This is a genomic window from Blautia sp. HA8986 (assembly GCF_056504635.1).
Genome location: NZ_JBWLUQ010000001.1, coordinates 2,013,961 through 2,038,138, shown reverse-complemented (window position 1 = coordinate 2,038,138; position 24,178 = coordinate 2,013,961). Strand labels below are relative to the sequence as shown.

Below are 24,178 nucleotides of genomic sequence, written 5' to 3'. Positions count from 1 at the left end.
AGCACAGAAGAACCATGTATTGCTCCACAAAAAGAAGTATGTCTCAAAATACAAAAAATATGTATGTGAGAAAAAAATTTCAAGAAAGAGTTGGCGAAAGAGTATAACTGATATAATAAGTATATAATTTCAGAAGAGTAATTGTACTTAACAGAACAGAGGAGGTGCATGATTATGATAAATAAGAAATATTTTAAAAAAATCGCAGCAGCAGGAGGAGCTGACAAAAGAGCTTCCCCCTTTTCAAGTAAAAAGCTGCGGTCAAAAAAGTATAAAAATATAATGAAAAATAGTTGACAAATCATAAACATCATGGTATTCTCTTAAAGTACGTAGCGAAAAGAAAGCAGAGTTCACTCTCACCTCAGCGTTTTGGAAAACGACTCAGGTCAATATTGCACAGTACTGCGAACGGATAAACTATCAGTGCGCAGGTGTAATTATTTGAAGTGTGGACATCTGTCTGCGCTTTTTTTGTGCAGGAAGAGATCCCGGCACAGTGTTGAGAAAGAAAAAATTAATTCTATCATGTTCATGGAGGTGTACAACAATTAGCGGTTTAATGATTAACGAACAGATCAGAGACAGAGAGGTACGCTTGATTGGTCCGGACGGAGCACAGCTTGGAATCGTGTCCGCCAGAGAAGCGATGGCGAAAGCACAGGAGGCAGGACTTGACCTTGTAAAGATTGCCCCACAGGCGAAACCGCCGGTATGCAAGATCATTGATTACGGTAAATACCGTTATGAGCTTGCCAGAAAAGAAAAAGAGGCCAGAAAAAAGCAGAAAACCATCGATGTCAAAGAAGTGCGTCTTTCCCCGAACATTGATACGAACGATTTAAAGACGAAGGTAAATGCAGCAAGAAAGTTCCTTAGCAAGGGTGACAGAGTTAAGGTTACACTTCGTTTCCGCGGAAGAGAGATGGCACATATGTCCAGCAGCAAGCATGTGCTTGACGACTTCGCAGATCTTCTGTCCGATATAGCGACTGTAGAGAAGGCTCCGAAGGTAGAAGGCAGAAGCATGACAATGTTTCTGACTGAGAAACGGTAGATATCTCAGTCTTCACGGCAACAGCCGGGCAGAACGGGATGTTATATAAAATTTAGAAGTACCAAATCAAGGAGGAATTCATAATGCCAAAAATTAAAACTTGCAGAGCAGCAGCAAAGCGCTTTAAAAAAACAGGTACAGGAAAATTAGTAAGAAATAAAGCCTACAAGAGCCATATCCTTACAAAGAAATCTCAGAAGAGAAAGAGAAATCTGAGAAAATCTACTGTTGTTGATTCTACTAACGTAAAGAGCATGAAGAAAGCATTACCATATTTATAAGATAGAGAAGACGAGCAGGAGGAGAATTAAGAAATGGCAAGAATTAAAGGCGGATTAAACGCAAAGAAAAGACATAACCGTACATTAAAACTGGCAAAAGGCTACAGAGGAGCCCGTTCCAAACAGTATAGAGTAGCAAAACAGTCTGTAATGAGAGCACTTACAAGCTCCTATGCAGGAAGAAAACAGAAGAAACGTCAGTTCAGACAGCTCTGGATCGCCCGTATCAATGCAGCTGCAAGAATGAACGGACTTTCCTACAGCAAAATGATGCACGGCCTTAAAGTCGCAAACATCGACATCAACAGAAAGATGCTTGCAGAGATGGCAGTTAACGATGCAGCAGGCTTCACAGCACTTGCTGAGATCGCTAAGAAAGCAATCGCATAAGTAAAGTATTAAGAGACGAAGAAGTCCAGGGAGTTTTCCCTGGATTTTTTTGTACGAAAAATTCAGACAATTTGCCGAAAAACAACACAAGCTGTACAGCGGACAAGTGTCCGCGTTGTGCAATCAGACGAAAAACAACAGATAACTAAATTTGCCCTTGAAATAAAAAATATGCGATGCTATAATTTTACCATTAAACATTAGTAACGCGACAAAGCGCAGGAGGAGAGATTATTATGAAGAATTGGAAGAAAGTAATCGGCGTTGCATCAGCAGCAGCGATGACAGCAGCTATGATGATGCCTACATCAGTTTTTGCAGCAGATGAGACATTTAAGATCGGTGTGATCGGACCGATGACAGGTGATTACGCACAGTACGGTACCAACGTATACAACGCAGCCAAGATCGCAGCTGATGAGATCAACGAGAACGGTGGATTCAACGGATATAAAGTAGAGATTCTTGACGCAGGTGATGACCAAGGAGATCCGGAGAAGGCTGTTAACGCATACAATGACCTGATCGATAAAGGAATGCAGATGCTCTGTGGAACTGTAACATCCGGTTCCTGTATCGCAGTAGGAGCTGAGGCAGCTGAGGATACATTCCTCTTCACACCCTCCGCAACAGCACTTGACTGTATCACAGCAGGAACAAACGAGTTCCGTATGTGCTTCACAGACCCGGCACAGGGAACCAAATCTGCTCAGTACATTTCCGAGCACAAACTTGCAACGAAAGTAGCAGTACTTTATGATTCCGCTGCTGACTACAACTCCGGTGTACATGACGCATTCGTTGCAGCAGCAGCTGATGACGGACTTGAAGTAGTTGCAGATGAGGCTTACACAACAGACAGCAACACAGACTATTCTGTACAGCTTGCAAAGATCAAGAAGAGCGGCGCTGAGCTTCTTTTCCTTCCGAACTACTATTCCGACAATGCGCTGATCCTTCAGCAGGCATCTGAGGCAGGACTTGACATTAAATTCTTTGGTGTAGATGGCATGGATGGTATCCTCAATGTAGAGAACTTCGATAAATCCCTTGCAGAGGGTGTTATGCTCCTGACACCATTCTCCGCAACATCCACAGATGAGAAGAGCCAGAACTTCGTAAAAGCATACGGCGATGCTCACAACGGTGAGATCCCGAACCAGTTTGCGGCAGATACATATGATGTACTTTACGCAATGCAGCTTGCAGCTGACGATGCAAAGATCACACCAGATATGGAAAATGCAGACATCAGTGCAGCAATGAGCGCATCCATGGCAAACATCGAGCTTGACGGACTTACCGGAAAAGCAAAATGGACCGAGGATGGCGAGTGTGATAAAGAGCCGAAAGCATTCGAGATCAAAGACGGTGCTTATGTAGAGATGAAATAAGTAATTTCTGTTAACGTTAGGGGTCAGGGGACGGTCACCTTTAGTGGGAACCGTCCCCTTTTTCCCTTATCAATAAACAATTAAAAGAGGTGCGTTATGAGTTTTATATCTTATTTGAAAGACGGCATCAGTCTTGGCAGTATCTATGCGATCATTGCGCTTGGATATACCATGGTTTACGGTATTGCCAAGATGCTGAACTTCGCACACGGAGATGTTATTATGGTAGGAGCTTATATCATTCTTACCTGTATCACAAGAGGCGGTATGTCACCGATTCTTGCAGTGATCCTTTCCGTTGTGATCTGTACACTGCTTGGTGTTGTCATTGAGAAGGTAGCTTACAGTCCACTTAGAAAAGCTTCCTCAAACCTGGCCGTTCTTATCACGGCTATCGGTGTCAGTTATCTGCTTCAGAACCTGGCACTTCTGATCTTCGGCGCAGATGCCAAGAGTTTCGTAGCTGTTATCAAAGTTCCGTCCATCACACTGTTTGACGGTGAGCTTACCATCAAGGGAATCACCATCGTAACCATCCTTGCATGTATCATCATCATGGTGGGACTTTCCCTCTTTGTAAAAAAGACAAAACCTGGCCGTGCCATGCAGGCGGTTTCCGAGGACAGAGATGCGGCACAGCTGATGGGAGTTAACGTCAATGCGACAATTTCCCTCACATTTGCCATCGGTTCCGGACTTGCAGCGATCGCAGGCCTTCTGCTCTGTCAGACTTATCCGACACTGACTCCGTACACAGGAGCCATGCCTGGTATCAAAGCTTTCGTAGCTGCTGTATTCGGTGGAATCGGTTCGATTCCGGGAGCTATGGTCGGCGGCATCCTTCTGGGAATCATCGAGATCTTCGGAAAAGCTTATATTTCTTCCCAGGTTGCAGATGCCATTGTGTTTGCAGTCCTGATCGTCGTGCTTCTTGTAAAACCGACTGGTCTGTTCGGCAAGAACATCCAGGAGAAAGTGTAAGGTGGCCGATATGAAGAATATGAAAAACAAAACAACAAAAAATAATATGATCAACTACGGAATTGTCATTGTACTCTTTGTGATCGTACAGACACTTTCCTCAACTGGAAATCTTTCCAGACTTCTTATGGGACTTCTTGTTCCCCTTTGTGTTTATACCATCGCATCAGTTTCCCTGAACCTGGTAGTAGGTTTTTCCGGTGAGCTGAGCCTTGGACATGCAGGTTTCATGTGTGTGGGAGCTTTTTCCAGTGCCCTGTTTTCGCAGGTTGCTGCAGACTCCATTCCGCAGGTTCCTCGTTTTATCCTTGCAATTCTTGTAGGGGCGGCAGTGGCAGCATTATTCGGTGTGATCATCGGTATTCCGGTACTTCGTCTCCGCGGTGACTACCTGGCTATTGTTACACTGGCTTTTGGTGAGATTATCAAGAATCTGATCAATGTACTTTACATTGGCGTGGATGACAAAGGACTTCACGTTGCAACAAGTGCAGCCGGTCTTCATCTGGAAGCCGGCGGAAAGCAGATCCTCAAAGGCGCTCTTGGTATTTCAGGAACAGCAACTCTTTATAAAGATATCAAGAATTACTTTTTCCTGATCGGCGTGATCCTGCTTCTTCTCACATTGTTTATTGTACAGAACCTTGTAAACTCCAGAAGCGGACGTGCTATTATGTCAACCAGGGATAACCGTATTGCAGCGGAGTCTGTAGGAATCAATATCACCAGATATAAGCTGCTGGCATTTACCATTTCTGCAGCCCTTGCAGGAGTTGCAGGTGTGCTGTATGCACATAACCTTTCTCTTCTTAAGGTTTCTGTATTCGATTACAATATGTCCATTCTGGTACTTGTGTATGTAGTACTTGGAGGAATCGGAAATATCAGAGGATCTATCATTGCAACAATTATCCTCTATGCACTGCCTGAGCTTCTCCGTGGATTCGCAAACTACCGTATGCTGATCTATGCTATCGTACTGATCATCATGATGCTCTTTAACTGGGCACCGGCGGCGAGAGACTGGAGAGCACGCATGGTAGAGAAATTTAAAGGCAAAAAAGAGAAAAAGGAGGTGGCCTGATCATGGCAATGCTGGAAGTAAATAATCTGTCTATCCAGTTCGGCGGTCTTCGTGCTGTTGACGGCTTTAACATGACCATTGAGAAAGGACAGCTCTATGGCCTCATCGGACCTAACGGAGCCGGTAAGACAACTGTATTCAACCTTCTCACAGGGGTATACAAACCAACAGAAGGAATCATCAAACTTGACGGCCAGGATATCACAGGAAAAAGCACCATTGAGATCAACAAGGCCGGAATCGCAAGAACCTTCCAGAACATCCGTCTTTTCAAGGATATGCCTGTTCTTGACAATGTAAAAGTAGGACTTCACAATCATCATCCATACTCCACACTGACCGGGATCTTAAGACTGCCGAAATACTATAAGGTGGAAAAAGAGATGAACGAGAGAGCGATGGAGATCCTGAAGGTTTTTGACCTGGATAAAGAAGCTGACACACTGGCCGGCAACCTGCCTTATGGTAAACAGCGTAAGCTTGAGATCGCCAGAGCACTTGCCACAGAGCCGAAGCTTCTTCTTCTGGATGAGCCGGCAGCCGGTATGAATCCTAATGAGACACAGGAACTGATGGATACTATCCGTTTTGTGCGTGAGCATTTTGATATGACAGTGCTTCTTATTGAGCATGATATGAAACTGGTCGGTGGTATCTGCGAGGAACTGACTGTTCTGAATTTCGGTCAGGTACTGATCCAGGGTGAGACATCCACAGTACTGAAAGACCCGACTGTTATTACTGCATATCTGGGAGAATAAGGAGGACGAGACAATGGCAATGTTGGAAGTAAAAGACCTCCAGGTTTACTATGGTGTGATCCAGGCCCTGAAGGGAATTTCTTTTCATGTAAATCAGGGAGAGGTTATTGCGCTGATCGGTGCCAATGGCGCCGGAAAGACAACCACACTTCAGACACTTACCGGAATTCTTTCTCCGAAGTCCGGAAGCATTGTGTTTGAGGGAAAAGACCTCACAAGAACACCAGCCCATAAGATCGTAGAAATGGGAATGGCACACGTTCCGGAAGGAAGACGAGTATTTGCGGATATGTCCGTTTATGAGAATCTTCTTCTTGGAGCTTACACAAGAAAAGACAAGGCAGAGATCGCAGAGAGCCTTGCCGGTGTATACAAGAGATTTCCGCGTCTGGAAGAACGTAAAGGACAGCGTGCAGGAACTCTTTCCGGTGGTGAGCAGCAGATGCTTGCCATGGGGCGTGCACTGATGAGCAAACCGAGGATCATCCTGATGGATGAGCCGTCCATGGGTCTGTCACCGATCTTTGTAAATGAGATTTTTGATATCATCCGTGAGGTAAGCGAAAGCGGCACAACCGTACTTCTTGTTGAGCAGAATGCGAAGAAAGCACTTTCTATTGCTGACCGTGCTTATGTTCTTGAGACGGGAAGCATCACCATGGATGGAAAGGCCCAGGATCTTCTGAATGACGAAGCTGTTCAGAAGGCATATCTTGGAGAGTAGGGGGAAGATCATGGATAATTTCGTAATTACCATTGCAAGACAGTATGGAAGCGGCGGACGTACCATCGGAGAGGAGCTTGCAAAGAAATTAGGGATTTCTTACTATGATAAGGATATCATTCGTATGGCATCCGATGAGAGCGGTATCCGCCAGGAGCTTTTTGGACGGGCAGATGAAAATGTCAGCACCAAGCAGAGATTTTTTGCAAAGTCCGGAATCTACAAGGGTGAGCTGATCCCACCGCAGAGTAAGGCTTTCACATCCGATGAGAACCTGTTTAATTATCAGGCGAAGGTGATCCGTCATCTGGCAGAAACAGAGTCCTGTGTGATCATCGGACGTTGTGCAAACATGATCCTGAAAGATTATCCGAATGTTCTCCGTGTGTTTGTTTACGGAGACTGGGATTTCCGTATCCGTGAGGCAAGTAAGAAGCTCAGCGGAACTACAAAGGATATTGAGAAATTCATGCAGAAGGATGACAAGCGTAAAGAAGATTTCTGCAAACGTTTCATGGGTGTTGACTGGGCAGACATGACGAAATATAATCTGTGCCTGGATAACGGTACCCTTGGTTATGAGAAATGTGTGGAGGAGATCGAGAGCGCACTTGAGATCCTGAAGAAATAAGACATATATCAGAGAATATTCCCCGGGAAAGAAGAGCAGAAAGTCTTTTCCCGGGGATTTTTTCATATATTGTGGAAAAGTATATTTGATCCGGCGGGAAATATGGATAAGCGAAAAAAATATTTCTGTGTAATGGCAGTGGTACTGATCCTGCTCAGCGGATATGGAAAAATCTCAGACAGTGCATTTCGGATGCAGATGGCCAGAATGATCGCCGGTAAGGGGATGCTCCGGCTGGTGGTGGCGCAGTACGGAAAAAAAGAAGCAGAATCGGTGGCGGAGACAGCCTCTGACAGGAGTGAAAAAGAGGATCGTCCACGTGCGGCTCTTACCTTTGATGACGGACCTCATGCAACATATACACCGCTGCTTCTGGATGGTCTGCGGAAGCGGGGGATCCATGCCACATTTTTTCTTATGGGGAAAAATATCCGGGGAAATGAGGAAATCGTAACGCAAATGCAGAGAGACGGCCATCTCATCGGCAATCACACCTATGATCACGTACAGCTTGATAAGCTTCCCAATGATCAGGCCTGCCAGCAGATCATAAAGACAAATAATGAGATCTATGAGATTACAGGAGAGTATCCCATGTATCTTCGTCCGCCCTATGGAGCCTGGCCGAAGGATCTGGAGCTCTGTGTTACCATGCTGCCTGTATTCTGGGATGTGGATACTCTGGACTGGAAATCGAAGAATGTGCAGTCTGTGGAAAATATCGTTCAGCGGGAAGTGAAGGATGGCTCCATTATTCTGATGCATGACAGCTTTTCAAGTTCAGTAGAAGCAGCATTGCAGATTGCAGACATGCTCACAGAGCAAGGGTATGATCTGGTGACTGCGGATGAGCTGCTGGTGATGTAGAATTGCAGCGCGAAATCACGTAAAGCAGGATTTTCGTATATCGCAAAGCATGTTGCTGAGAACAGAGGGAACAGTAACACGTGGTAACATGCCGGCAGTGCAGACTTCAGGAAACGATTGCTTTTTTTTATATAAGCAGGTAATATTAAGAATAAAGAACTTATCAGCAGCTGTATTTATATGGCGGTTTTCAGACAGAACAGGGGTGCAGCAGACCCCTTATTTGTATCAGGAGAGAATAATATGGATTTATTTGAATATGCGAAATCAAAAACCCTGGATCAGGAGTCCCCTCTTGCCTCCAGGCTGCGTCCGAGAACTCTGGATGAGGTGGTAGGGCAGCAGCATATCGTGGGAAAAGATAAATTGCTGTATCGCGCCATTAAAGCCGATAAACTGACTTCAGTTATTTTTTACGGCCCGCCGGGAACCGGAAAGACCACTCTGGCTAAAGTAATTGCCAATACTACAAGTGCGAATTTTACCCAGATCAATGCAACGGTAGCAGGCAAGAAAGACATGGAAGCTGTAGTGAAGCAGGCCCAGGATGAACTTGGTATGTATGGAAAGAAAACGATTCTTTTTATCGATGAGATCCATCGTTTCAACAAAGGCCAGCAGGATTATCTCCTTCCTTTTGTGGAGGACGGGACCATCATTCTTATCGGAGCTACAACCGAGAATCCATATTTTGAGGTAAACGGCGCACTCCTTTCCAGATCTATCATCTTTGAGCTGAAAGCTCTGGAGATCCCGGAAGTGAAGGAACTGATCAGGCGGGCAGTGAACGACCCGGAAAGAGGAATGGGGAGCTATGATGCTGTGATTGATGAGGATGCCCTGGAGTTTCTGGCAGATATGGCAGGAGGAGACGCCAGAAGCGCCTTAAACGCCGTAGAACTGGGAATCCTTACAACACCCAGGTCAGAGGACGGGAAGATCCATCTGACCCTTGACGTGGCTTCTGAGTGCATTCAGAAGCGTGTTGTGCGCTATGATAAGAACGGCGACAATCATTACGATATTATTTCCGCATTTATTAAAAGCATGCGTGGCTCAGACCCGGATGCGGCAGTTTATTATCTGGCAAAAATGCTCTACGCAGGGGAAGATGTGAAGTTTATTGCAAGAAGGATCATGATACTGGCCTCCGAGGATATCGGAAATGCAGATCCACAGGCTCTCTGCGTGGCAGCAGCAGCGGCACAGGCTGTGGAGCGGGTAGGGATGCCGGAATCCCAGATCATCCTTTCCCAGGCTGTTACCTACATGGCCTGTGCACCGAAGAGCAATTCTGCAGTGAATGCCATTCAGGAGGCCATGCGCTGTGTAAAGGCGAAGAAGACCACAGTTCCTGTGCATCTCCAGGATGCCCATTATGGCGGACACGAAAGCCTCGGACATGGCATCGGCTACAAATACGCCCACAATTATCGAAATCATTATGTAAATCAGCAGTATCTACCATCTGAGATCGAAGGAGAACATTTCTATGAACTCAGTGATATGGGATATGAGAAAAAATTAAAAGAACACATGAAGAAGATACATGATGAAGCAGAATAAGAGACAGAGAGGGTAGTCTTGATTTATGAAAAAAATGGAGGAGCTTTCTTAAAGAAGCTCCTCCATTATTTTGTCGTAAACGTTCTGATATTTGTAGGGCCAGCTCTCACATACAGACTGTGCAGCAGCCAGGTTGGGGACATTGATGCTCAGGTCAACCATATTGACATCGTTCTCAATAATACGGCAGCGCACGGAATAACTTCCCTCTTTGGTAGGATAGTAGTCAGCAGGTGTGAGAAGATGTTCCTCAATCTTGCAGTGCAGGGTATTGAGATATTCTTCCACTTCTTTCTTTATATCAGAAGAGAGTTCCCTGGAAAAATATTTCAAGGTATTCCGTCCTTCACCGGTCAGTCGGTAGTAGGAACGGTTGGATTGGGAAGACATCTCAATCAGATCTGCCTCTACAAGCTCGGAAATAGCCTGCTGAAGCTGGAAATAATTGGTATATTTCCTGTCCAGGATAAAATCAGTGATCTGTGAGTTGGTGAGATCCCCTTCGGAATTCTGTAGCATATATAAGATAATAAGCTTGTATGTTGTAAAAGGTGATGCCATAAGAATCCTCCTTTTTACTGGCTGAGGGAAAGAGCTTCGAGGGCTTTTCCCTGAAAACTTTCGCGCTCCTTCATTCTGTGGTGAAGAAGATTTAAAACTTCGCGCTTGCGGCTGGCCCATAAAGGTGCAATAAGCAGATCTTTCGGACCATCTCCGGTTACGCGGTGAATGACAATATCCTGCCGTAAATGTTCCAGACAGTGGATCACAAGATCCAGGTATTCTTCCCTGTCATATGTCCGGAAAAGCCCTGCTTCATAATCTCCGGCAAGATCTGTGCCCTTAAGCACGTGGAGAAGCTGGAGCTTGATCCCCTGGATATCCATTTGATCCAGGTAGGAAATGGTTTCCAGAATGTCGTCAGGATTTTCGCCTGGAAGCCCCAGAATCGTGTGGACGATCACTTCGATCCCTCCTGCCCGAAGCCTGTTTACTGCATCATCAAAGCAGGAAAGCGAATAACCGCGCCGGATGTATCTGGCTGTTTTTTCATGGATGGTCTGAAGCCCCAGTTCGACCCACACAGGTTTGATCTGATTAAGAGAATAAAGAAGCTCCATCACATCATCGCCCAGACAGTCAGGCCTTGTTCCGATGGACAGTGCCACGATATCCGGGTGAGAGATCGCTTCTGTAAAAATTTTCTTAAGATATTCCACAGGAGCGTAAGTATTTGTATATGCCTGGAAATAGGCGATATATTTATGAATCGGTCTTTTGGAAGAAAGGCTTGCGATCTGGGTGTCGATCTGTTCCGTGATAGAAAGAGATGCGCTTGCAGCAAAATCACCGCTTCCTCCCTGGCTACAGAAAATGCAGCCTTTTTTTCCAAGGGTGCCGTCACGGTTAGGGCAGGACATGCCTCCGTTCAGGGCTACCCGGTAGACCTTCTCACCGTACCGTTCCCGGAGCATGTAGTCCAGGGAATGATACGGTTTATCGTTCCAGCGTTTCATCATGCCTGATCAGGCTCGTTCTTTGGTGCTTCTTCATCAGCTGGTATGTAGTTATCAAAAATCTTAACAAAGATCTTCGATTTCCAGTAAGCCAGTGTTGAGAATCCCATCAGCACAAAAAGCATGATCAGGATAGATGTCACCTGTGCGAAGCTCACATAAGCGAAAAGCCACAGAAGCAAAATCGGTGATGCTGAGATCACAAGCATCAGGGCCGTCTGCGGAAGGTGACGGATCGACATCAGAAATGAGTTCACAAAAGTATTTTTGATGGAGTTGAAAAACTTGGCAAGGATCGGATAAATGTACAGAAGGATCAGCGCATAGATAATAGCGAATGCGATAAATAATGTGAAAAGACCCTTGTACAGCATTCCGCTTCCGCCTTTTGCGATTCGAAGATCGATAAACAGGACTGCACCTGTGAGCAGCAGGATTACATTAATGATGGTGGCCTGTTTAAAATTCTGTTTGAAGGAGCGGAAAAAGCTTCGGATAATATAGGATTCTTCGTCTCTTGCCATCTTCAGTGTGACGTAGTAAAGTGCTGTGATGGAAGCTCCGGCCGTAACGATCGGAATACAGCAGAGAATGCAGAGGATATTCAGAAGAATAAGGTCTGCCACACGTCCCATGAACACGAAGAACTTATTGTCCATGTTAAAAAAACGGTTCATTTGGTAAGTCTCCTTTTCTTTCTTTTCTTTTTGAAGATATTATTTTAAGTATAACCAATCAGAGCAGAAAAAGCAAACCCCAAATAGGTTAGATGAAGATTGGACGAATAAGAGCAAGTGTCCGCCATACAAAGACAATTTAATGAAATAGTTTATTAAATTTCCGTAAAAGGCTTGCTTATCACGATTTAGAGTGTTAAAATATCAGTATTATATCAGATGAAAAACTATGTAATCTAAAGGAGCGTAACAATGAGTAAAAAAATCAGGACGGAGGCCGTGGATCACCTGTTTGAAGCGATCCTGTGCCTGAAGGATAAAGAAGAGTGCTATACATTTTTTGAGGATGTTTGTACCATCAATGAGCTGCTTTCATTATCTCAGCGCTTCGAAGTAGCGAAGATGCTCACTGACAAGCGTACATACCTTGATATCTCAGAGAAGACAGGGGCTTCCACAGCTACGATCAGCCGTGTGAACCGTTCTCTGAATTATGGAAATGATGGGTATGAGATGGTATTTGCACGTATGAAAAAGAACGATGAAGAGAAGAACGATAAAGCAGAGTAATGTATGTCGGCTGTAACAGCGACAGCAGAGACTGCGATAACGTAAAAAAGAGACAGGCGTGATGGTCTGTCTCTTTTCTTCTTTATTTCTCTTTTTTGGATGTGCCATCGCCTTTGGATGAGTTCATATGATCGATCATGTTCTCAATGATCATCTTTTTCATGTAAACGTCAAAACTTAAAAGGCAGATGAAAGAAAACTGATGAAGAAATTCCCTGTCCTCCGGATCTGCGTCTTCGAAGATCTCACCTGCACTCTTGAAGCGGCGCATGAGATCTTTTTCCAGATAGCGGATCTGTGTCTGTTCCATGCTGAAAACTTCCTGGTAGATGTAAGTCATGTCCTTCTCTGTCATGGATTTAAAATATTTCTCCGTGATAGGTCCGAGAAGAGTCTGGATATCGCTGATGGAAAGGATATTCTTAAAATAGTAGATAAAGATCAGCATCAGCAGATGCTCACGGGAGTAACGCTTCTTCTCAGGCGGCGGGAGAAGCTTGTTCTTCGCGTAATTGTTGATCATGGTCTTGGTCAGGATCTTGTCATCCTCGTGACGCTTGGTGGAAGCAAGATTCTCTTCCATAAAAGTTGTCACCTGATCCATGTACAGATTGATATTCGGAATCTCATCAGGTTTTATATAATCAAGTTCAGCAATTTTTGCAAAAATGCTGTTCATCATCTCTTTTTCATTATTTGTCATCGTATTATCACCTCTGCTCCCTATTATATAGTTTTAAATACTACTTGTAAAGAAACTTTTTTTACCGGAAAAAGGAATTTGATGTTGTGGGTTTACCATGGGGAAAAGTCATGATAGTATATAGATACTGTTCATATGGAAAAAGAAATGGAGATTAAAATGAGTATACATGAAGCTTTGGATACATTAAATCCCATGCAGAGGGAAGCTGCCGTACATACAGAGGGACCGCTTCTTATCCTTGCAGGAGCAGGTTCCGGCAAGACAAGAGTGCTGACCCACAGGATCGCCTACTTAATAGAAGAAAAAGAGGTTAATCCATGGAATATCCTGGCCATCACCTTTACCAACAAGGCTGCCGGTGAGATGCGTGAGCGTGTGAACAAGATTGCCGGAATGGGCGCAGAGAGTGTCTGGGTTTCCACTTTTCATTCCGCATGCGTCAGGATTCTTCGCAGACATATCGAGGTGCTTGGATTCAGCAGTAATTTTACAATCTATGATGCAGACGACCAGAAGACTGTCATGAAGGAAATTTTCCGGAAGTTCAATATCAATACGAAGATTTATAAAGAGAGAGCTGTGCTTGGCGAGATCTCTCATGCCAAAGATGAGCTGATCACTCCGGAGGAGATGGAACTGAACGCAGGAAGTGACCCGGATGCACGGAAAATCGCAGGAATGTATAAGGAATACCAGTCCATTCTCCGTGGAAACAATGCCCTGGATTTTGATGACCTGATCGTGAAGACTGTGGAGCTTTTTCAGCATAATCCGGACATCCTGGATTATTATCAGGAGCGGTTTCGTTATATTATGGTAGATGAGTATCAGGATACCAACACAGCGCAGTTTAAATTTGTAAGCCTTCTTGCTGAGAAATACAAGAATCTCTGCGTTGTTGGTGATGATGACCAGTCCATTTACCGTTTCCGCGGGGCTAATATCGGGAACATTTTGGGATTTGAGAAGGTTTTCCCGGAAGCTAAGGTGGTGCGCCTGGAGCAGAATTACCGTTCTACCAAGAACATCCTTAACGCAGCCAATGAGGTGATCGTCCACAATACAGAGCGTAAGGAAAAAACTCTCTGGACAGAGAACGAAGAGGGAGATAAAGTTCATTTCCGTCAGTTCAACAATGGTTTCGAGGAAGCGGAGTATGTAACCGGTGAGATCATGCAGGGACGCAGGAGCGGCAGATTCCACTACAAGGACTGTGCAGTACTTTACAGAACCAATGCCCAGTCACGTCTTTTTGAGGAAAAATTCCTCCTGGCGAATGTTCCTTACAAGATCGTTGGTGGGGTTAATTTCTATGCGCGCAAGGAGATCAAGGATCTTTTGAGTTACCTCAAGACTATTGATAATGCAAGTGATGATCTTGCAGTGCGCAGAATCTTAAATGTGCCGAAGCGTGGAATCGGAGCTACCAGTATCGGTCGTGTCCAGGATTATGCGGACAATATGAATTTAAGCTTCTATGATGCGCTCCGCGTGGTGGAGGAAGTGCCGTCCATTGGACGTGCTGCTTCCAAGATCAATGATTTTGTTTCCTTTATCCAGGGATTAAAGAGCAAGGCAGAGGCTTATACAGTCCGTGAAACCCTGGAAGAAGTTATTGAGATGACTGGTTATGTGAAGGAGCTTGAAGCTGAGAAAACAGAAGAAGCCCAGGCAAGGATCGAGAACATCGATGAGCTGATATCCAAGACAGAATCTTTCCAGGAAGCCATGGAAGAAGCCGGACAGCAGGCTACACTTTCAGCTTTTCTGGAGGAGATCGCGCTGGTGGCTGATATTGATTCTGTTGACCCGGATCAGGATTATGTACTTCTTATGACGCTCCACAGTGCCAAAGGTCTGGAGTTTCCAAATGTATTTATGGTGGGAATGGAGGATGGAGTTTTCCCGGGATATGCGTCTATCTGGTCAGGAGATCCTTCTGATATTGAAGAGGAGAGAAGACTCTGCTATGTAGGAATCACAAGAGCTATGAAGAACCTGACGCTTACCTGTGCAAGGCAGAGGATGATCCGTGGTGAGACACAGTATAATAAAGTATCACGTTTTGTACGGGAGGTGCCGCGGGAGCTGGTAGATCTGGGACATACCATTCAGGAGAAGAAGCCGCAGGTAGAGAACATCATGTCGCCAAAGAGTGCCTATGCCCAGATGAAAATGAATTTCCAGGCAAAAAGCAGTCTGCAGAAGAAGGATTTTACAGTTACCAAGGCTTCCAGTCTGGACTATGGCGTGGGAGATACGGTACGCCATGTGAAATTCGGTGTTGGTATCGTGAAGAATATTACCGAAGGCGGAAGAGATTACGAGGTTACGGTTGACTTCGATAAAGTCGGTGTAAAGAAGATGTTCGCCGGTTTTGCCAAGCTGAAAAAGATCTGAGAGGGATCTCTCCGGGCAGACTATTTCTGCAAAAAACTGTAAAAATCCGGCCTCAAGGTTGTAATTGGAAAACCGGTATGCTAGAATTAGTATCAGCGTAATTGAATTGCTGTGAAGTGAACAGTATCACCGGCACATATGCTGCCGGATACTGTGAGAGGGAATCGGGTAAAAAGCCTGAGCGGTTGCGGCCACTGTATACAGAAGAAGGGATTTCACATGCCATTGCAGAAACTCATGTGAGAAGGCGAAATCCCGATGTCAGAGAGATTCTGGAGAAAAAACTGATACATCATTCATGATCGGCTAAAAGATGAATGGTGTATCAGTTTTTATTTTGCGGAGTTTTTTCTGAGTCTGTAAGTCAGAAAACCTGCTTGACAGTATGTAAGTGGGAGCTTCCGTACAAAGTGTTCCGTGCAGATTTTATGAAGCCCCATCTTTTCGGTTACCCATAGGCAACAGGAGATAAAACAGGCGAAAAGAGAGGAAATGAAATGAAAAACAAGTATGTATCCACAAGAATCATGGCAATGGTAATGGCAGCGGCAATGACCGTATCTGCAGCTCCGGCTGTTTATGCCGCAGAGAGAGCAGACTCCGAGACCATCAAGGAAGACAACCAGCCGGCGGCAGAAGACAGTACAGGGTCTGCAGACACCGAAGATTCTTCCGCAGAGGCAACCAAGACAGAATATCCTCTGACCATCACAACCTATGATTACGATGGAAACGAAATCGAAACCACTTATGAAAAAGCACCGGAAAAAGTCCTTGCTGTATATCAGGGAAGCATTGAGACTATGCTCGCACTTGGTCTGGAAGACCACCTGGTAGCTACCGCAGGTCTTGATAATGAAGTTCCGGAAGATCTCAAAGAAGCATTCTCAAAAACAAATTATCTTGACGAATTTACCCCATCCCTTGAAACTGTAACAATGCTGGAGCCGGACATGATCTTATCCTGGAGCTCTCTTTTCTCTGATAAGAATCTGGGAAATGTAACAGACTGGATCGACAAAGGCTGCAACACCTACTACAACACCAATACTCGTCCGGACGGCGACAGAACACTGGAAAATGAATTCACAGATATCTTAAATATCGGAAAGATCTTCGATGTACAGGACAAAGCGCAGGCTATCGTTGATGATGCAAAAGCAGTGATCGACAAAACTCTTACTGCAACTGCAGATGTAAAAGACAAACCAAGCGTAATGGTATTGGAGCCTCTTGGAGATGACATCACAAACTATGGCGTAAAGAGCCTTGGCGGAGATATGGTAACACAGTTAGGCGCAACTCTTGCAAACCCGGATGCTTCCACCGTTGGAAAAGAGGATATCATCGCAGCCAACCCTGACGTGATCTTTGTGGTTTACATGCCATATGCAGGAGATGATCCGGAAACTGTTAAGAACAGCCAGCTTGCAGTGATCCAGGATGATGAGTCCTTGAAGAGCCTTGACGCAGTAAAGAACGGACGTGTTTACCCGATTATGCTCAGTGAGATGTATGCAAGTGCAACACGTACCCAGGACGGAATCGAAACTTTTGCAAAGGGATTATATCCGGACGTAAATCTTGACTGATCGGAGAAAATGCAGTGAAAGAAACAGCTTCACAGAGAAAAAAAGATAAGGTGCTCAGAACATCCATGTATGTGGCAGTTCTCATCGGACTTGCAGGATTCCTTATTTTTTCCATACTTGCAGCCATCACTTTTGGAAATGCGGATCTGTCACTGAAGGATGTATACAGCGTTATCGCTTATAAATTGTTTCATATAAAAAGTCTGTCCGCCTATGCGGAAGGCGCAGTTCATGATGTTGTGTGGCTGATCCGGCTGCCTAGAGTCCTTCTGGCTCTGGCAGTTGGAATGGCTCTTTCCGTGTGCGGCGTGGTGATGCAGGCTATCGTGCAGAACCCGCTGGCAGACCCGTATGTGCTGGGTATCTCATCTGGTGCATCTCTGGGTGCCACACTGGCCATCATGCTTGGAATCGGAAGCTTTCTTGGCGGAAACTCTGTGGGAATCACAGCTTTCATTGGCGCGATGATCACTTCTTTTGCGGTGATCGCCATTGCAAACATGGGTGGAAAGGCAACTTCCGCAAAACTGATCCTTGCGGGAATGGCGGTCAGCGCAGTCTGTTCTGCTTTTTCCAATTTTGTCATTTATATTACCAATGACAAAAATGCGGCAACAGAAGTTATGAAGTGGAGCATGGGAAGTCTTGCCGGAGCAAGCTGGACCAGAGTGGGTGTAATGCTTCCGGTCACGCTGGTGTGCGTGGCTGTTTTCTGGACGCAGTACCGGAACCTGAATCTGATGCTTCTGGGAGATGACGTATCCATTACCCTTGGAACAGATCTGCACAGACTGCGGACTTTTTATCTGATCGTTGCTTCTGTTATGATCGGATTTGCCGTGTACTGTGCCGGTGTGATCGGATTTGTGGGACTGGTGATCCCTCATGTGGTCCGGATCCTTTTTGGAACAGATCACAGAAAACTGCTCCCCTTAAGTGCGCTTCTTGGTGCATCGTTTCTGATCTGGTGCGATGTGGCATGTCGTGTGATCCTTAAAAATTCCGAGATGCCCATCGGTGTGCTGGTATCCATTATCGGTGCTCCCTGCTTTATTTATCTGCTTGTGCGGAAATCCTATGGATTCGGAGGTGCCCGGTAATGAAGATCACCACAGAAAATATTCAGGTTGGCTTTCACGCCAGACAGATCCTGAAGGGAATCTCCATGGAATCCCAGGATAAGGAACTGGTAGGAATCATCGGACCAAACGGAAGCGGAAAATCCACTTTGCTGAAATGCATTTACCGTATTCTGAAACCAGACGCAGGAGCCGTGTATCTGGACGGCGAGGAGCTTCATTCCATGAGTGTTCGAAGCTCTGCGAAAAAAATGGCCGTGGTGGCACAGCACAATTATTATAATTTTGATTTTACGGTCCGCGAGGTGGTTCTTATGGGGCGTGCGCCTCATAAAAAGACTCTGGAACGGGACAATGCAAAAGATTACCAGATCGTGGATGAAGCGCTGAAAACCGTACAGATGGAGGCGTTTGCAGACCGTACCTTTTCCACTCTTTCCGGAGGAGAGCAGCAGAGGGTGATCCTGGCAAGAGCACTTGCCCAGCAGACCTCTGCACTGATTCTGGATGAGCCTACCAATCATCTGGACATTACCCACCAGATCATGCTGATGGAGTTGGTGAAAAAACTTAATGTAACCGTGATCTCCGCTATTCACGATCTGAATATTGCAGCAGCATACTGTGATAAGATCTATGTACTGAAGGACGGAGTTCTGGAAGGTTACGGAACGCCGGAAGAAGTCTTGACCCCGGAGCTGATCCGCAGGATCTATAAAGTAGAAGCGGAGATCGTTTACGACAGCCGCGGAAAGATGCATATTTTGTTTTTATGATTCTGGCTGTGAGGCGGGATGCATAGAGGGAAAAAGATGAAAAAGATCGGGATTTTGACATGCCTTAATTCCAATGATGTGTGTACCAGGGCAGGATGTCTGTCTGCATTTCGGGAAAGAAGAGATTTTTTTTCCGGCTATCCGGAAGATACGATTCTGGCAGCTGTGATGACATGCAACGGATGCAAAGAAACCAATGAAAAAGAACCTGCTGAAGATGAGGGGATTTTGGAAAAGGCAGACCGGCTGGTCAGTGAAAAGATCAGCGTCATCCATGTCGGGGTATGCCGTCTGAATGAGGAAAAAAAGGAATGTCCGCGGATAACACAGATCTGCGGTCTGATAGAAGAACGCGGGATCAAAGTGATCCGAGGAACCCATAAAGAATAAGAGAAAACCGCCGTATCTTTCCGGAAATGCCGGAAATACGGCGATTTTTTTACAGAATGTTTCTGCGAAAATTTGTGTAAGTTCTGGTAAAACCAGACATATGGTGGTATAATAAGAACATTAAAAAAGGCTCGGGTGCAGCGACCTCAAAAAACGCTGCGCTGTAGATTTACTGACAGAAAGTACAGCCGAACAGAAAGAAAGGATGGTGCAGTGTTATGAATTTCAATACAACAAAACTTGAAGAGCTGCTTGCAACATTGAAGAAGAAAGAAGAAGAGAAAGACAAGAACACAGTCCTTTGGGTACTGGCGATCATCGGTGCAGTTGCAGCTGTTGCAGGTATTGCATTTGCAGTATACCGTTTCTTCGCTCCGGATTATCTGGAAGATTTCGAAGAGGATTTTGATGATGATTTCGATGATTATTTCGAGGATGAGGAAGAGTAAGAACAGAACCTTTTCCAGAATGCGTTTTCTGGCGCAGTAATAAGACATGTGAATGATTGGAGCCCCGGCGCGATACCGGGGCTTGATCTTTGAACAGGGTTTACACAGTGGAAATGAAATATCCGTAGGATATATAACAGAAAGAGGATTTATGAAAAAAGGCGAAATTTACGAGGGCGTTATAGAAAAAGTTGAGTTTCCAAACAAGGGTTTTGTGTGGGTAGATGACCAGAAAGTAATTGTAAAAAACGGAATTCCGGGGCAGAAAGTGCGTTTTATGATCAATAAGAAGCGTTCCGGACGTGCAGAAGGACGTCTTCTGGAAGTTCTGGAGAAATCCCCGTTGGAGACAAGAGAGCCAGCCTGTCAGGAATTCCCGGCCTGCGGTGGTTGCATGTACCAGACCATGAGCTATGAGGCACAGAAAAAGATGAAAGAGCGTCAGGTGAGGGAGCTGCTAGATGGAGCAGTAAAGGAAAGCCTGGCAAAAATCGGGCAGAGCAGTGATGAGATAGAAATAGCTGAGAGCACAGATAGCTTATATCACTGGGATGGAATCTATGGCAGTCCTATTGAGTTCGGGTACCGGAATAAGATGGAGTTTTCTTTTGGAGATGAGTATAAGGATGGCCCGTTATCTCTTGGACTTCACAAGAAGGGAAGCACTTATGACATCCTGAATACAGATGATTGTAAACTGGTGCATCCGGATATGACGAAGATCCTTGTCTGTGTGCGGGAGTTTTTCCTGGAACGAAATGCCAGTTTTTATAAGAAGCTTCAGCATGTAGGATATCTCCGCCATCTTCTTATCCGACGAGGTGTGACAAGCGGCGAGATCCTGGTGCATGTGGTAACGACTACCCAGGAAGAATATGATCTGGAGCCTCTGAAAGAACAGCTTCTTGCGCTTTCGCTGGAAGGTAAGATCGTGGGAATCATGCACATTTTAAATGATTCTTTATCTGATGTGGTACAGAGTGATGAGACGAAGATACTCTATGGAAAGGATTATTTCTATGAAGAACTTCTTGGGCTGAAATTTAAGATTAGCACCTTTTCATTCTTCCAGCCAAATTCCCTGGCTGCGGAGATCCTTTACTCCAAAGTGCGGGAATATGTAGGAGATACCAGAGATAAGATAGTGTTTGATCTTTACAGCGGAACCGGCACCATTGCCCAGCTTGCGGCATCTGTTGCCAGCGAGGTGATCGGTGTGGAAATCGTGGAAGACGCGGTAAAAGCCGCCAGAGAAAACGCTGCACTTAACGGCATTGATAACTGCCGTTTTATTGCCGGGGATGTGCTGAAGGTTCTGGATGATGTGCATGAGAAACCGGATATGATCATTCTGGACCCGCCGAGAGATGGTGTTCACCCCAAAGCTCTTCCGAAGATCCTGGCTTACGGAGTAGACCAGATCGTATACATTTCCTGCAAGGTTACAAGCCTTGTGAGAGACCTTCCGGCATTTTATGAAGCCGGATACGAGATGACCAACGCCTGTGCAGTTGATCAGTTCTGTCAGGGAGTTCATGTGGAGACGGTAGTTCTTTTGTCCCGACAGAAGCCACAAGAGATTGTGTTAAAAGAATTGGTGTATATCTAAAGCGTGGAAAGCTCCTTCGGGAGCTTTTTGCTGTTTATAAGATAAATTCTGTCGGAGATTTATTATAAAACATTACTTTACAAGAAGAATAAAAAAGCATATAATTCTTTTATAATATATTTGATAAAAGAGGGTAAGAAAACGGAAAATAAAGATAAAAAAAATATAACAAGAAAAAAAATAATTAATTATGTGCTAGACAATCATGTTACATCCAAGGCGGGAATCGCAAAAGAGTTAAACTTGAGTATGCCGACTGTGTTAGCAAATGTGAATGACTTGTTAGAAAAAAGGGTGTTGGAAGAAACTGGGGAATATGCTTCAACCGGTGGAAGGAAGGCAAAAAGTATAGGTATTAATAAGTCATACTGTCATGCAATGGGAATTTTGATTACAGCGAATCATATAGAAATGGTATTAGTAAATCTTGGAGATGAGATTATAAAAAAAGATCGCATCCGTTTAAAATTTACGGCAGAATTATCCTATTGTACAGAGGTGGCACAAAAGGTCAAAACTTTTCTTGAAGGCGAATTAGCGAAGGATACGCTACTTGGGATTGGAGTGGCGATTCCGGGAATTATTGATCAGAAAGAACGGATTGTTTTAAAATCCCATGCTTTAGGTATAGAGAATTATAGTCTGCGCTTTTTAGAGCAGGCTTTGGAAATTCCAGTATATTTTGAAAACGATGCTAATGCTGCAATGCTTGCAGAAAAAAAGCAAAAGTATCCAAATGCGATATATCTGTCTTTGAACCACACCTTAGGAGGCGCATTCTGCATAGATGGAAAGCTGTTTCGAGGGCAGAACCAGAAAGCAGGTGAGTTTGGTCACATGATACTCGTTCCCGGTGGAAGAAAGTGTTATTGTGGTAAAGCAGGATGTGCAGATGCATATTGTGCTGCAAGTGTACTGACACAAGATAACAGGCAGTCACTGGATGCATTTATGGAAAAAATTGAAAGTGGTGATGAAAAAAATTTGCAGACATGGAATGAGTATCTGGATCATCTTGCTGTTTTGATATCAAATCTGCGGATGGCATATGATATGGATATTATACTCGGAGGTGATGTGGGAGGTGTATTGTCAGATTATATGATACCACTGGGAGAAAAAGTGATGGCATATAATGGCTTTGAGCATGATGTTTCATACTTAAAAAATTGTTCGTATAAGAAAGAAGCGTCGGCTGTTGGAGCCGCGAAATACTTTTTTACAAAACATATGGCAGAATTGTAAATTTTTTGAACTCAGATAAGCAGTACACCGCATCTGGTGCGTAGGGCATTAAGTGTAGGGTAAGGGGATGTTTAGTTTGTTGGAGTTAAAAGCTCCCACTGACAGGTTACAAAGCGAATGAGGATGTCCGCTTTATATGTGGGAAAAACGAGAAGTTGTGTAAAATTAAAAAAAGATATTATAGTAAAAAACGGAAAGAAAACAGTAACTACGGTTTCCTTTCCGTTTTTTTGCGTGTTAATTGTGAAAAATATACAAAAAATGTGTTTTAAAATTATGAAATATATAAAAATATGAAAAAACATATTGACAAATTGTGTTTACATGGCAATAATATAATTACTTTAATAAAATATTTTATAAAACACAAAATAAAACAACATAAAAAGGAGGAAACAATTATGTTACAGCAGGTAATGACAAATCCAGGAGAAATTATTTTCAGAGAGGTTCCGGTTCCGGAGGTAAAGGAAAATCAGGTGTTGGTAAAGATTATGAATATTGGTGTCTGTGGATCAGATATTCATGTTTATCATGGAAAACATCCGTTTACAAAATATCCGGTAACACAGGGACATGAGGTTTCAGGTGAGATCACAGAACTTGGAAAAAATGTCACAGAGTTTCATGTGGGACAGAAGGTGACGATAGAGCCTCAGGTATATTGTGGACATTGCTATCCATGTCGTCATGGAAAGTATAATCTCTGTGAGGAATTAAAAGTAATGGGATTTCAGACGACAGGAACAGCATCTGAGTATTTTGCAGTGGATGCATCGAAAGTAACACCTATTCCAGAAGATATGTCCTATGAAGAAGGCGCTATGATTGAACCTCTTGCTGTGGCAGTTCATGGTGTAAAACAGATAGGTGATGTAGCTGGCATGAATATTGCAGTTCTTGGAGCAGGACCGATTGGAAATCTCGTGGCACAGGCAGCAAAAGGAATGGGGGCAGCGAAAGTGATGATCACAGATATCAGTGATCTTAGACTGGCAAAGGCAAAAGAATGTGGAATTGATGTGTGTGTGAATACCAAAAATAAAGACTTCGGTGAGGCAATGATCGAAGCATTTGGACCGGATAAGGCGGATGTAATCTACGACTGTGCTGGAAACAATATCACAATGGGACAGGCAATTAAATATGCAAGAAAAGGAAGCACGATCGTACTGGTGGCTGTTTTTGCAGGAATGGCAGAAGTAGATCTTGCAGTGGCAAATGACCACGAACTTGACATTAAGAGCACGATGATGTACCGCCATGATGATTATATAGATGGAATCAGACTGGTAAATGAGGGCAAAGTGCATTTGAAACCGCTTATCTCAAAGACATTTGCTTTTAAAGATTATCTGAAGGCATACCAGTATATTGATGATAACCGTGAGACAACGATGAAAGTAATTATCAATGTCAGTGAAAAGTAAGG

The 24,178-nt window shown here is 44.4% G+C and carries 26 protein-coding genes and 1 riboswitch; of the genes, 22 read left to right on the top strand and 4 right to left on the bottom strand.

Going from position 1 to position 24,178, the window contains the following annotated elements:
• Positions 1-174: 174 nt before the first annotated feature.
• The 12 genes from AC04Q4_RS09635 to AC04Q4_RS09580 all read left to right on the top strand — a co-directional run bounded on the left by AC04Q4_RS09635 (position 175) and on the right by AC04Q4_RS09580 (position 9,736).
• Positions 175-297 carry a hypothetical protein gene (locus AC04Q4_RS09635; RefSeq protein WP_476388875.1) on the top strand — a complete coding sequence of 41 codons (123 nt, stop codon included), beginning with the start codon at positions 175-177 and terminating at the stop codon, positions 295-297.
• Positions 298-562: 265 nt separating this feature from the next.
• Complete coding sequence (gene infC / locus AC04Q4_RS09630; RefSeq protein WP_021977873.1) at positions 563-1,057, top strand: translation initiation factor IF-3; 495 nt, start codon at positions 563-565, stop codon at positions 1,055-1,057.
• A gap of 83 nt (positions 1,058-1,140) precedes the next feature.
• Positions 1,141-1,338: a 50S ribosomal protein L35 gene (gene rpmI / locus AC04Q4_RS09625; RefSeq protein ID WP_019162770.1), complete on the top strand. Its 198-nt coding sequence runs from the start codon at positions 1,141-1,143 to the stop codon at positions 1,336-1,338.
• Positions 1,339-1,371: 33 nt separating this feature from the next.
• Positions 1,372-1,728, top strand: a complete 357-nt coding sequence (rplT, locus tag AC04Q4_RS09620; RefSeq protein WP_015526090.1) for a 50S ribosomal protein L20 — start codon at positions 1,372-1,374, stop codon at positions 1,726-1,728.
• A 236-nt stretch (positions 1,729-1,964) separates the two neighbouring features.
• On the top strand, positions 1,965-3,122 hold the full coding sequence (locus AC04Q4_RS09615) for an ABC transporter substrate-binding protein (RefSeq protein ID WP_173736803.1): 1,158 nt from the start codon (positions 1,965-1,967) through the stop codon (positions 3,120-3,122).
• A gap of 96 nt (positions 3,123-3,218) precedes the next feature.
• Complete coding sequence (locus AC04Q4_RS09610; RefSeq protein WP_015526088.1) at positions 3,219-4,103, top strand: branched-chain amino acid ABC transporter permease; 885 nt, start codon at positions 3,219-3,221, stop codon at positions 4,101-4,103.
• Positions 4,104-4,113: 10 nt separating this feature from the next.
• Positions 4,114-5,187, top strand: coding sequence for an ABC transporter permease subunit (locus AC04Q4_RS09605; protein WP_476388874.1), 1,074 nt, complete (start codon positions 4,114-4,116; stop codon positions 5,185-5,187).
• 2 nt (positions 5,188-5,189) lie between these two features.
• Positions 5,190-5,948: an ABC transporter ATP-binding protein gene (locus AC04Q4_RS09600; protein WP_119239319.1), complete on the top strand. Its 759-nt coding sequence runs from the start codon at positions 5,190-5,192 to the stop codon at positions 5,946-5,948.
• 13 nt (positions 5,949-5,961) lie between these two features.
• Positions 5,962-6,672 (top strand): ABC transporter ATP-binding protein, encoded by a 711-nt coding sequence (locus AC04Q4_RS09595; protein WP_119239318.1) that lies wholly within the window; start codon positions 5,962-5,964, stop codon positions 6,670-6,672.
• Positions 6,673-6,682: 10 nt separating this feature from the next.
• Positions 6,683-7,303 (top strand): cytidylate kinase family protein, encoded by a 621-nt coding sequence (locus AC04Q4_RS09590; RefSeq protein ID WP_476388873.1) that lies wholly within the window; start codon positions 6,683-6,685, stop codon positions 7,301-7,303.
• 102 nt (positions 7,304-7,405) lie between these two features.
• The gene (locus tag AC04Q4_RS09585; protein ID WP_173736805.1) at positions 7,406-8,170 is read left to right on the top strand and encodes a polysaccharide deacetylase family protein; all 765 of its coding nucleotides are present in this window, start codon (positions 7,406-7,408) and stop codon (positions 8,168-8,170) included.
• Between the two features lie 243 nt (positions 8,171-8,413).
• Positions 8,414-9,736, top strand: coding sequence for a replication-associated recombination protein A (locus AC04Q4_RS09580; RefSeq protein ID WP_173756570.1), 1,323 nt, complete (start codon positions 8,414-8,416; stop codon positions 9,734-9,736).
• A gap of 48 nt (positions 9,737-9,784) precedes the next feature.
• Here AC04Q4_RS09580 and AC04Q4_RS09575 read toward each other — a convergent pair whose 3' ends face one another.
• From AC04Q4_RS09575 to AC04Q4_RS09565, 3 genes are read right to left on the bottom strand one after another with little or no spacing between them, the layout of a single operon-like run.
• Positions 9,785-10,297, bottom strand: a complete 513-nt coding sequence (locus tag AC04Q4_RS09575; RefSeq protein ID WP_173736807.1) for a DUF4364 family protein — start codon at positions 10,295-10,297, stop codon at positions 9,785-9,787.
• A 14-nt stretch (positions 10,298-10,311) separates the two neighbouring features.
• Complete coding sequence (gene mnmL / locus AC04Q4_RS09570; protein WP_195455485.1) at positions 10,312-11,253, bottom strand: tRNA modification radical SAM protein MnmL/YtqA; 942 nt, start codon at positions 11,251-11,253, stop codon at positions 10,312-10,314.
• Entirely contained in the window at positions 11,253-11,930 is a 678-nt protein-coding gene (locus tag AC04Q4_RS09565) for a YesL family protein (RefSeq protein ID WP_173736808.1), read from the bottom strand. The genes mnmL and AC04Q4_RS09565 overlap by 1 nt, the downstream gene beginning before the upstream one ends.
• Before the next feature lie 252 nt (positions 11,931-12,182).
• Between AC04Q4_RS09565 and AC04Q4_RS09560 the strand changes: the two genes are divergently transcribed.
• Positions 12,183-12,500, top strand: a complete 318-nt coding sequence (locus AC04Q4_RS09560; protein WP_173736809.1) for a YerC/YecD family TrpR-related protein — start codon at positions 12,183-12,185, stop codon at positions 12,498-12,500.
• 82 nt (positions 12,501-12,582) lie between these two features.
• Here the strand turns inward: AC04Q4_RS09560 and AC04Q4_RS09555 are convergent, their stop codons facing one another.
• Positions 12,583-13,203, bottom strand: coding sequence for a DUF1836 domain-containing protein (locus AC04Q4_RS09555; RefSeq protein WP_173736810.1), 621 nt, complete (start codon positions 13,201-13,203; stop codon positions 12,583-12,585).
• Between the two features lie 159 nt (positions 13,204-13,362).
• On the opposite strand from AC04Q4_RS09555, the gene pcrA reads away from it, so the two are divergent.
• The 9 genes from pcrA (at position 13,363) to AC04Q4_RS09510 (ending at position 24,176) form a co-directional block, all read left to right on the top strand.
• Complete coding sequence (gene pcrA, locus AC04Q4_RS09550) at positions 13,363-15,606, top strand: DNA helicase PcrA (RefSeq protein WP_195455472.1); 2,244 nt, start codon at positions 13,363-13,365, stop codon at positions 15,604-15,606.
• Between the two features lie 101 nt (positions 15,607-15,707).
• A riboswitch (cobalamin riboswitch) is annotated at positions 15,708-15,997 on the top strand.
• Positions 15,998-16,103: 106 nt separating this feature from the next.
• Positions 16,104-17,198: an ABC transporter substrate-binding protein gene (locus tag AC04Q4_RS09545; RefSeq protein ID WP_178645204.1), complete on the top strand. Its 1,095-nt coding sequence runs from the start codon at positions 16,104-16,106 to the stop codon at positions 17,196-17,198.
• Between the two features lie 14 nt (positions 17,199-17,212).
• On the top strand, positions 17,213-18,298 hold the full coding sequence (locus AC04Q4_RS09540; protein ID WP_227574163.1) for a FecCD family ABC transporter permease: 1,086 nt from the start codon (positions 17,213-17,215) through the stop codon (positions 18,296-18,298).
• On the top strand, positions 18,298-19,053 hold the full coding sequence (locus AC04Q4_RS09535) for an ABC transporter ATP-binding protein (protein ID WP_021651662.1): 756 nt from the start codon (positions 18,298-18,300) through the stop codon (positions 19,051-19,053). Before AC04Q4_RS09540 ends, AC04Q4_RS09535 begins: the two co-directional genes overlap by 1 nt.
• Positions 19,054-19,089: 36 nt before the next feature.
• On the top strand, positions 19,090-19,443 hold the full coding sequence (locus AC04Q4_RS09530) for a CGGC domain-containing protein (protein WP_173736812.1): 354 nt from the start codon (positions 19,090-19,092) through the stop codon (positions 19,441-19,443).
• 218 nt (positions 19,444-19,661) lie between these two features.
• Complete coding sequence (locus AC04Q4_RS09525; protein ID WP_173736813.1) at positions 19,662-19,892, top strand: hypothetical protein; 231 nt, start codon at positions 19,662-19,664, stop codon at positions 19,890-19,892.
• Between the two features lie 151 nt (positions 19,893-20,043).
• A complete protein-coding gene (gene rlmD / locus AC04Q4_RS09520; protein WP_476388872.1) occupies positions 20,044-21,501 on the top strand; it encodes a 23S rRNA (uracil(1939)-C(5))-methyltransferase RlmD in 1,458 nt (485 codons plus the stop codon).
• A 120-nt stretch (positions 21,502-21,621) separates the two neighbouring features.
• The gene (locus tag AC04Q4_RS09515) at positions 21,622-22,746 is read left to right on the top strand and encodes an ROK family protein (RefSeq protein ID WP_476388871.1); all 1,125 of its coding nucleotides are present in this window, start codon (positions 21,622-21,624) and stop codon (positions 22,744-22,746) included.
• Between the two features lie 401 nt (positions 22,747-23,147).
• Entirely contained in the window at positions 23,148-24,176 is a 1,029-nt protein-coding gene (locus AC04Q4_RS09510) for a zinc-dependent alcohol dehydrogenase (RefSeq protein WP_117823768.1), read from the top strand.
• Positions 24,177-24,178: the final 2 nt, after the last annotated feature.

Bases quoted from the DNA above. Each gene is read 5' to 3' on its own strand.
- AC04Q4_RS09635 (WP_476388875.1), top strand. From the start codon at position 175: ATGATAAATAAGAAATATTTTAAAAAAATCGCAGCAGCAGGAGGAGCT.
- infC (WP_021977873.1), top strand. From the start codon at position 563: ATGATTAACGAACAGATCAGAGACAGAGAGGTACGCTTGATTGGTCCG.
- rpmI (WP_019162770.1), top strand. From the start codon at position 1,141: ATGCCAAAAATTAAAACTTGCAGAGCAGCAGCAAAGCGCTTTAAAAAA.
- rplT (WP_015526090.1), top strand. From the start codon at position 1,372: ATGGCAAGAATTAAAGGCGGATTAAACGCAAAGAAAAGACATAACCGT.
- AC04Q4_RS09615 (WP_173736803.1), top strand. From the start codon at position 1,965: ATGAAGAATTGGAAGAAAGTAATCGGCGTTGCATCAGCAGCAGCGATG.
- AC04Q4_RS09610 (WP_015526088.1), top strand. From the start codon at position 3,219: ATGAGTTTTATATCTTATTTGAAAGACGGCATCAGTCTTGGCAGTATC.
- AC04Q4_RS09605 (WP_476388874.1), top strand. From the start codon at position 4,114: ATGAAGAATATGAAAAACAAAACAACAAAAAATAATATGATCAACTAC.
- AC04Q4_RS09600 (WP_119239319.1), top strand. From the start codon at position 5,190: ATGGCAATGCTGGAAGTAAATAATCTGTCTATCCAGTTCGGCGGTCTT.
- AC04Q4_RS09595 (WP_119239318.1), top strand. From the start codon at position 5,962: ATGGCAATGTTGGAAGTAAAAGACCTCCAGGTTTACTATGGTGTGATC.
- AC04Q4_RS09590 (WP_476388873.1), top strand. From the start codon at position 6,683: ATGGATAATTTCGTAATTACCATTGCAAGACAGTATGGAAGCGGCGGA.
- AC04Q4_RS09585 (WP_173736805.1), top strand. From the start codon at position 7,406: ATGGATAAGCGAAAAAAATATTTCTGTGTAATGGCAGTGGTACTGATC.
- AC04Q4_RS09580 (WP_173756570.1), top strand. From the start codon at position 8,414: ATGGATTTATTTGAATATGCGAAATCAAAAACCCTGGATCAGGAGTCC.
- AC04Q4_RS09575 (WP_173736807.1), bottom strand. From the start codon at position 10,297: ATGGCATCACCTTTTACAACATACAAGCTTATTATCTTATATATGCTA.
- mnmL (WP_195455485.1), bottom strand. From the start codon at position 11,253: ATGAAACGCTGGAACGATAAACCGTATCATTCCCTGGACTACATGCTC.
- AC04Q4_RS09565 (WP_173736808.1), bottom strand. From the start codon at position 11,930: ATGAACCGTTTTTTTAACATGGACAATAAGTTCTTCGTGTTCATGGGA.
- AC04Q4_RS09560 (WP_173736809.1), top strand. From the start codon at position 12,183: ATGAGTAAAAAAATCAGGACGGAGGCCGTGGATCACCTGTTTGAAGCG.
- AC04Q4_RS09555 (WP_173736810.1), bottom strand. From the start codon at position 13,203: ATGACAAATAATGAAAAAGAGATGATGAACAGCATTTTTGCAAAAATT.
- pcrA (WP_195455472.1), top strand. From the start codon at position 13,363: ATGAGTATACATGAAGCTTTGGATACATTAAATCCCATGCAGAGGGAA.
- AC04Q4_RS09545 (WP_178645204.1), top strand. From the start codon at position 16,104: ATGAAAAACAAGTATGTATCCACAAGAATCATGGCAATGGTAATGGCA.
- AC04Q4_RS09535 (WP_021651662.1), top strand. From the start codon at position 18,298: ATGAAGATCACCACAGAAAATATTCAGGTTGGCTTTCACGCCAGACAG.
- AC04Q4_RS09530 (WP_173736812.1), top strand. From the start codon at position 19,090: ATGAAAAAGATCGGGATTTTGACATGCCTTAATTCCAATGATGTGTGT.
- AC04Q4_RS09525 (WP_173736813.1), top strand. From the start codon at position 19,662: ATGAATTTCAATACAACAAAACTTGAAGAGCTGCTTGCAACATTGAAG.
- rlmD (WP_476388872.1), top strand. From the start codon at position 20,044: ATGAAAAAAGGCGAAATTTACGAGGGCGTTATAGAAAAAGTTGAGTTT.
- AC04Q4_RS09510 (WP_117823768.1), top strand. From the start codon at position 23,148: ATGTTACAGCAGGTAATGACAAATCCAGGAGAAATTATTTTCAGAGAG.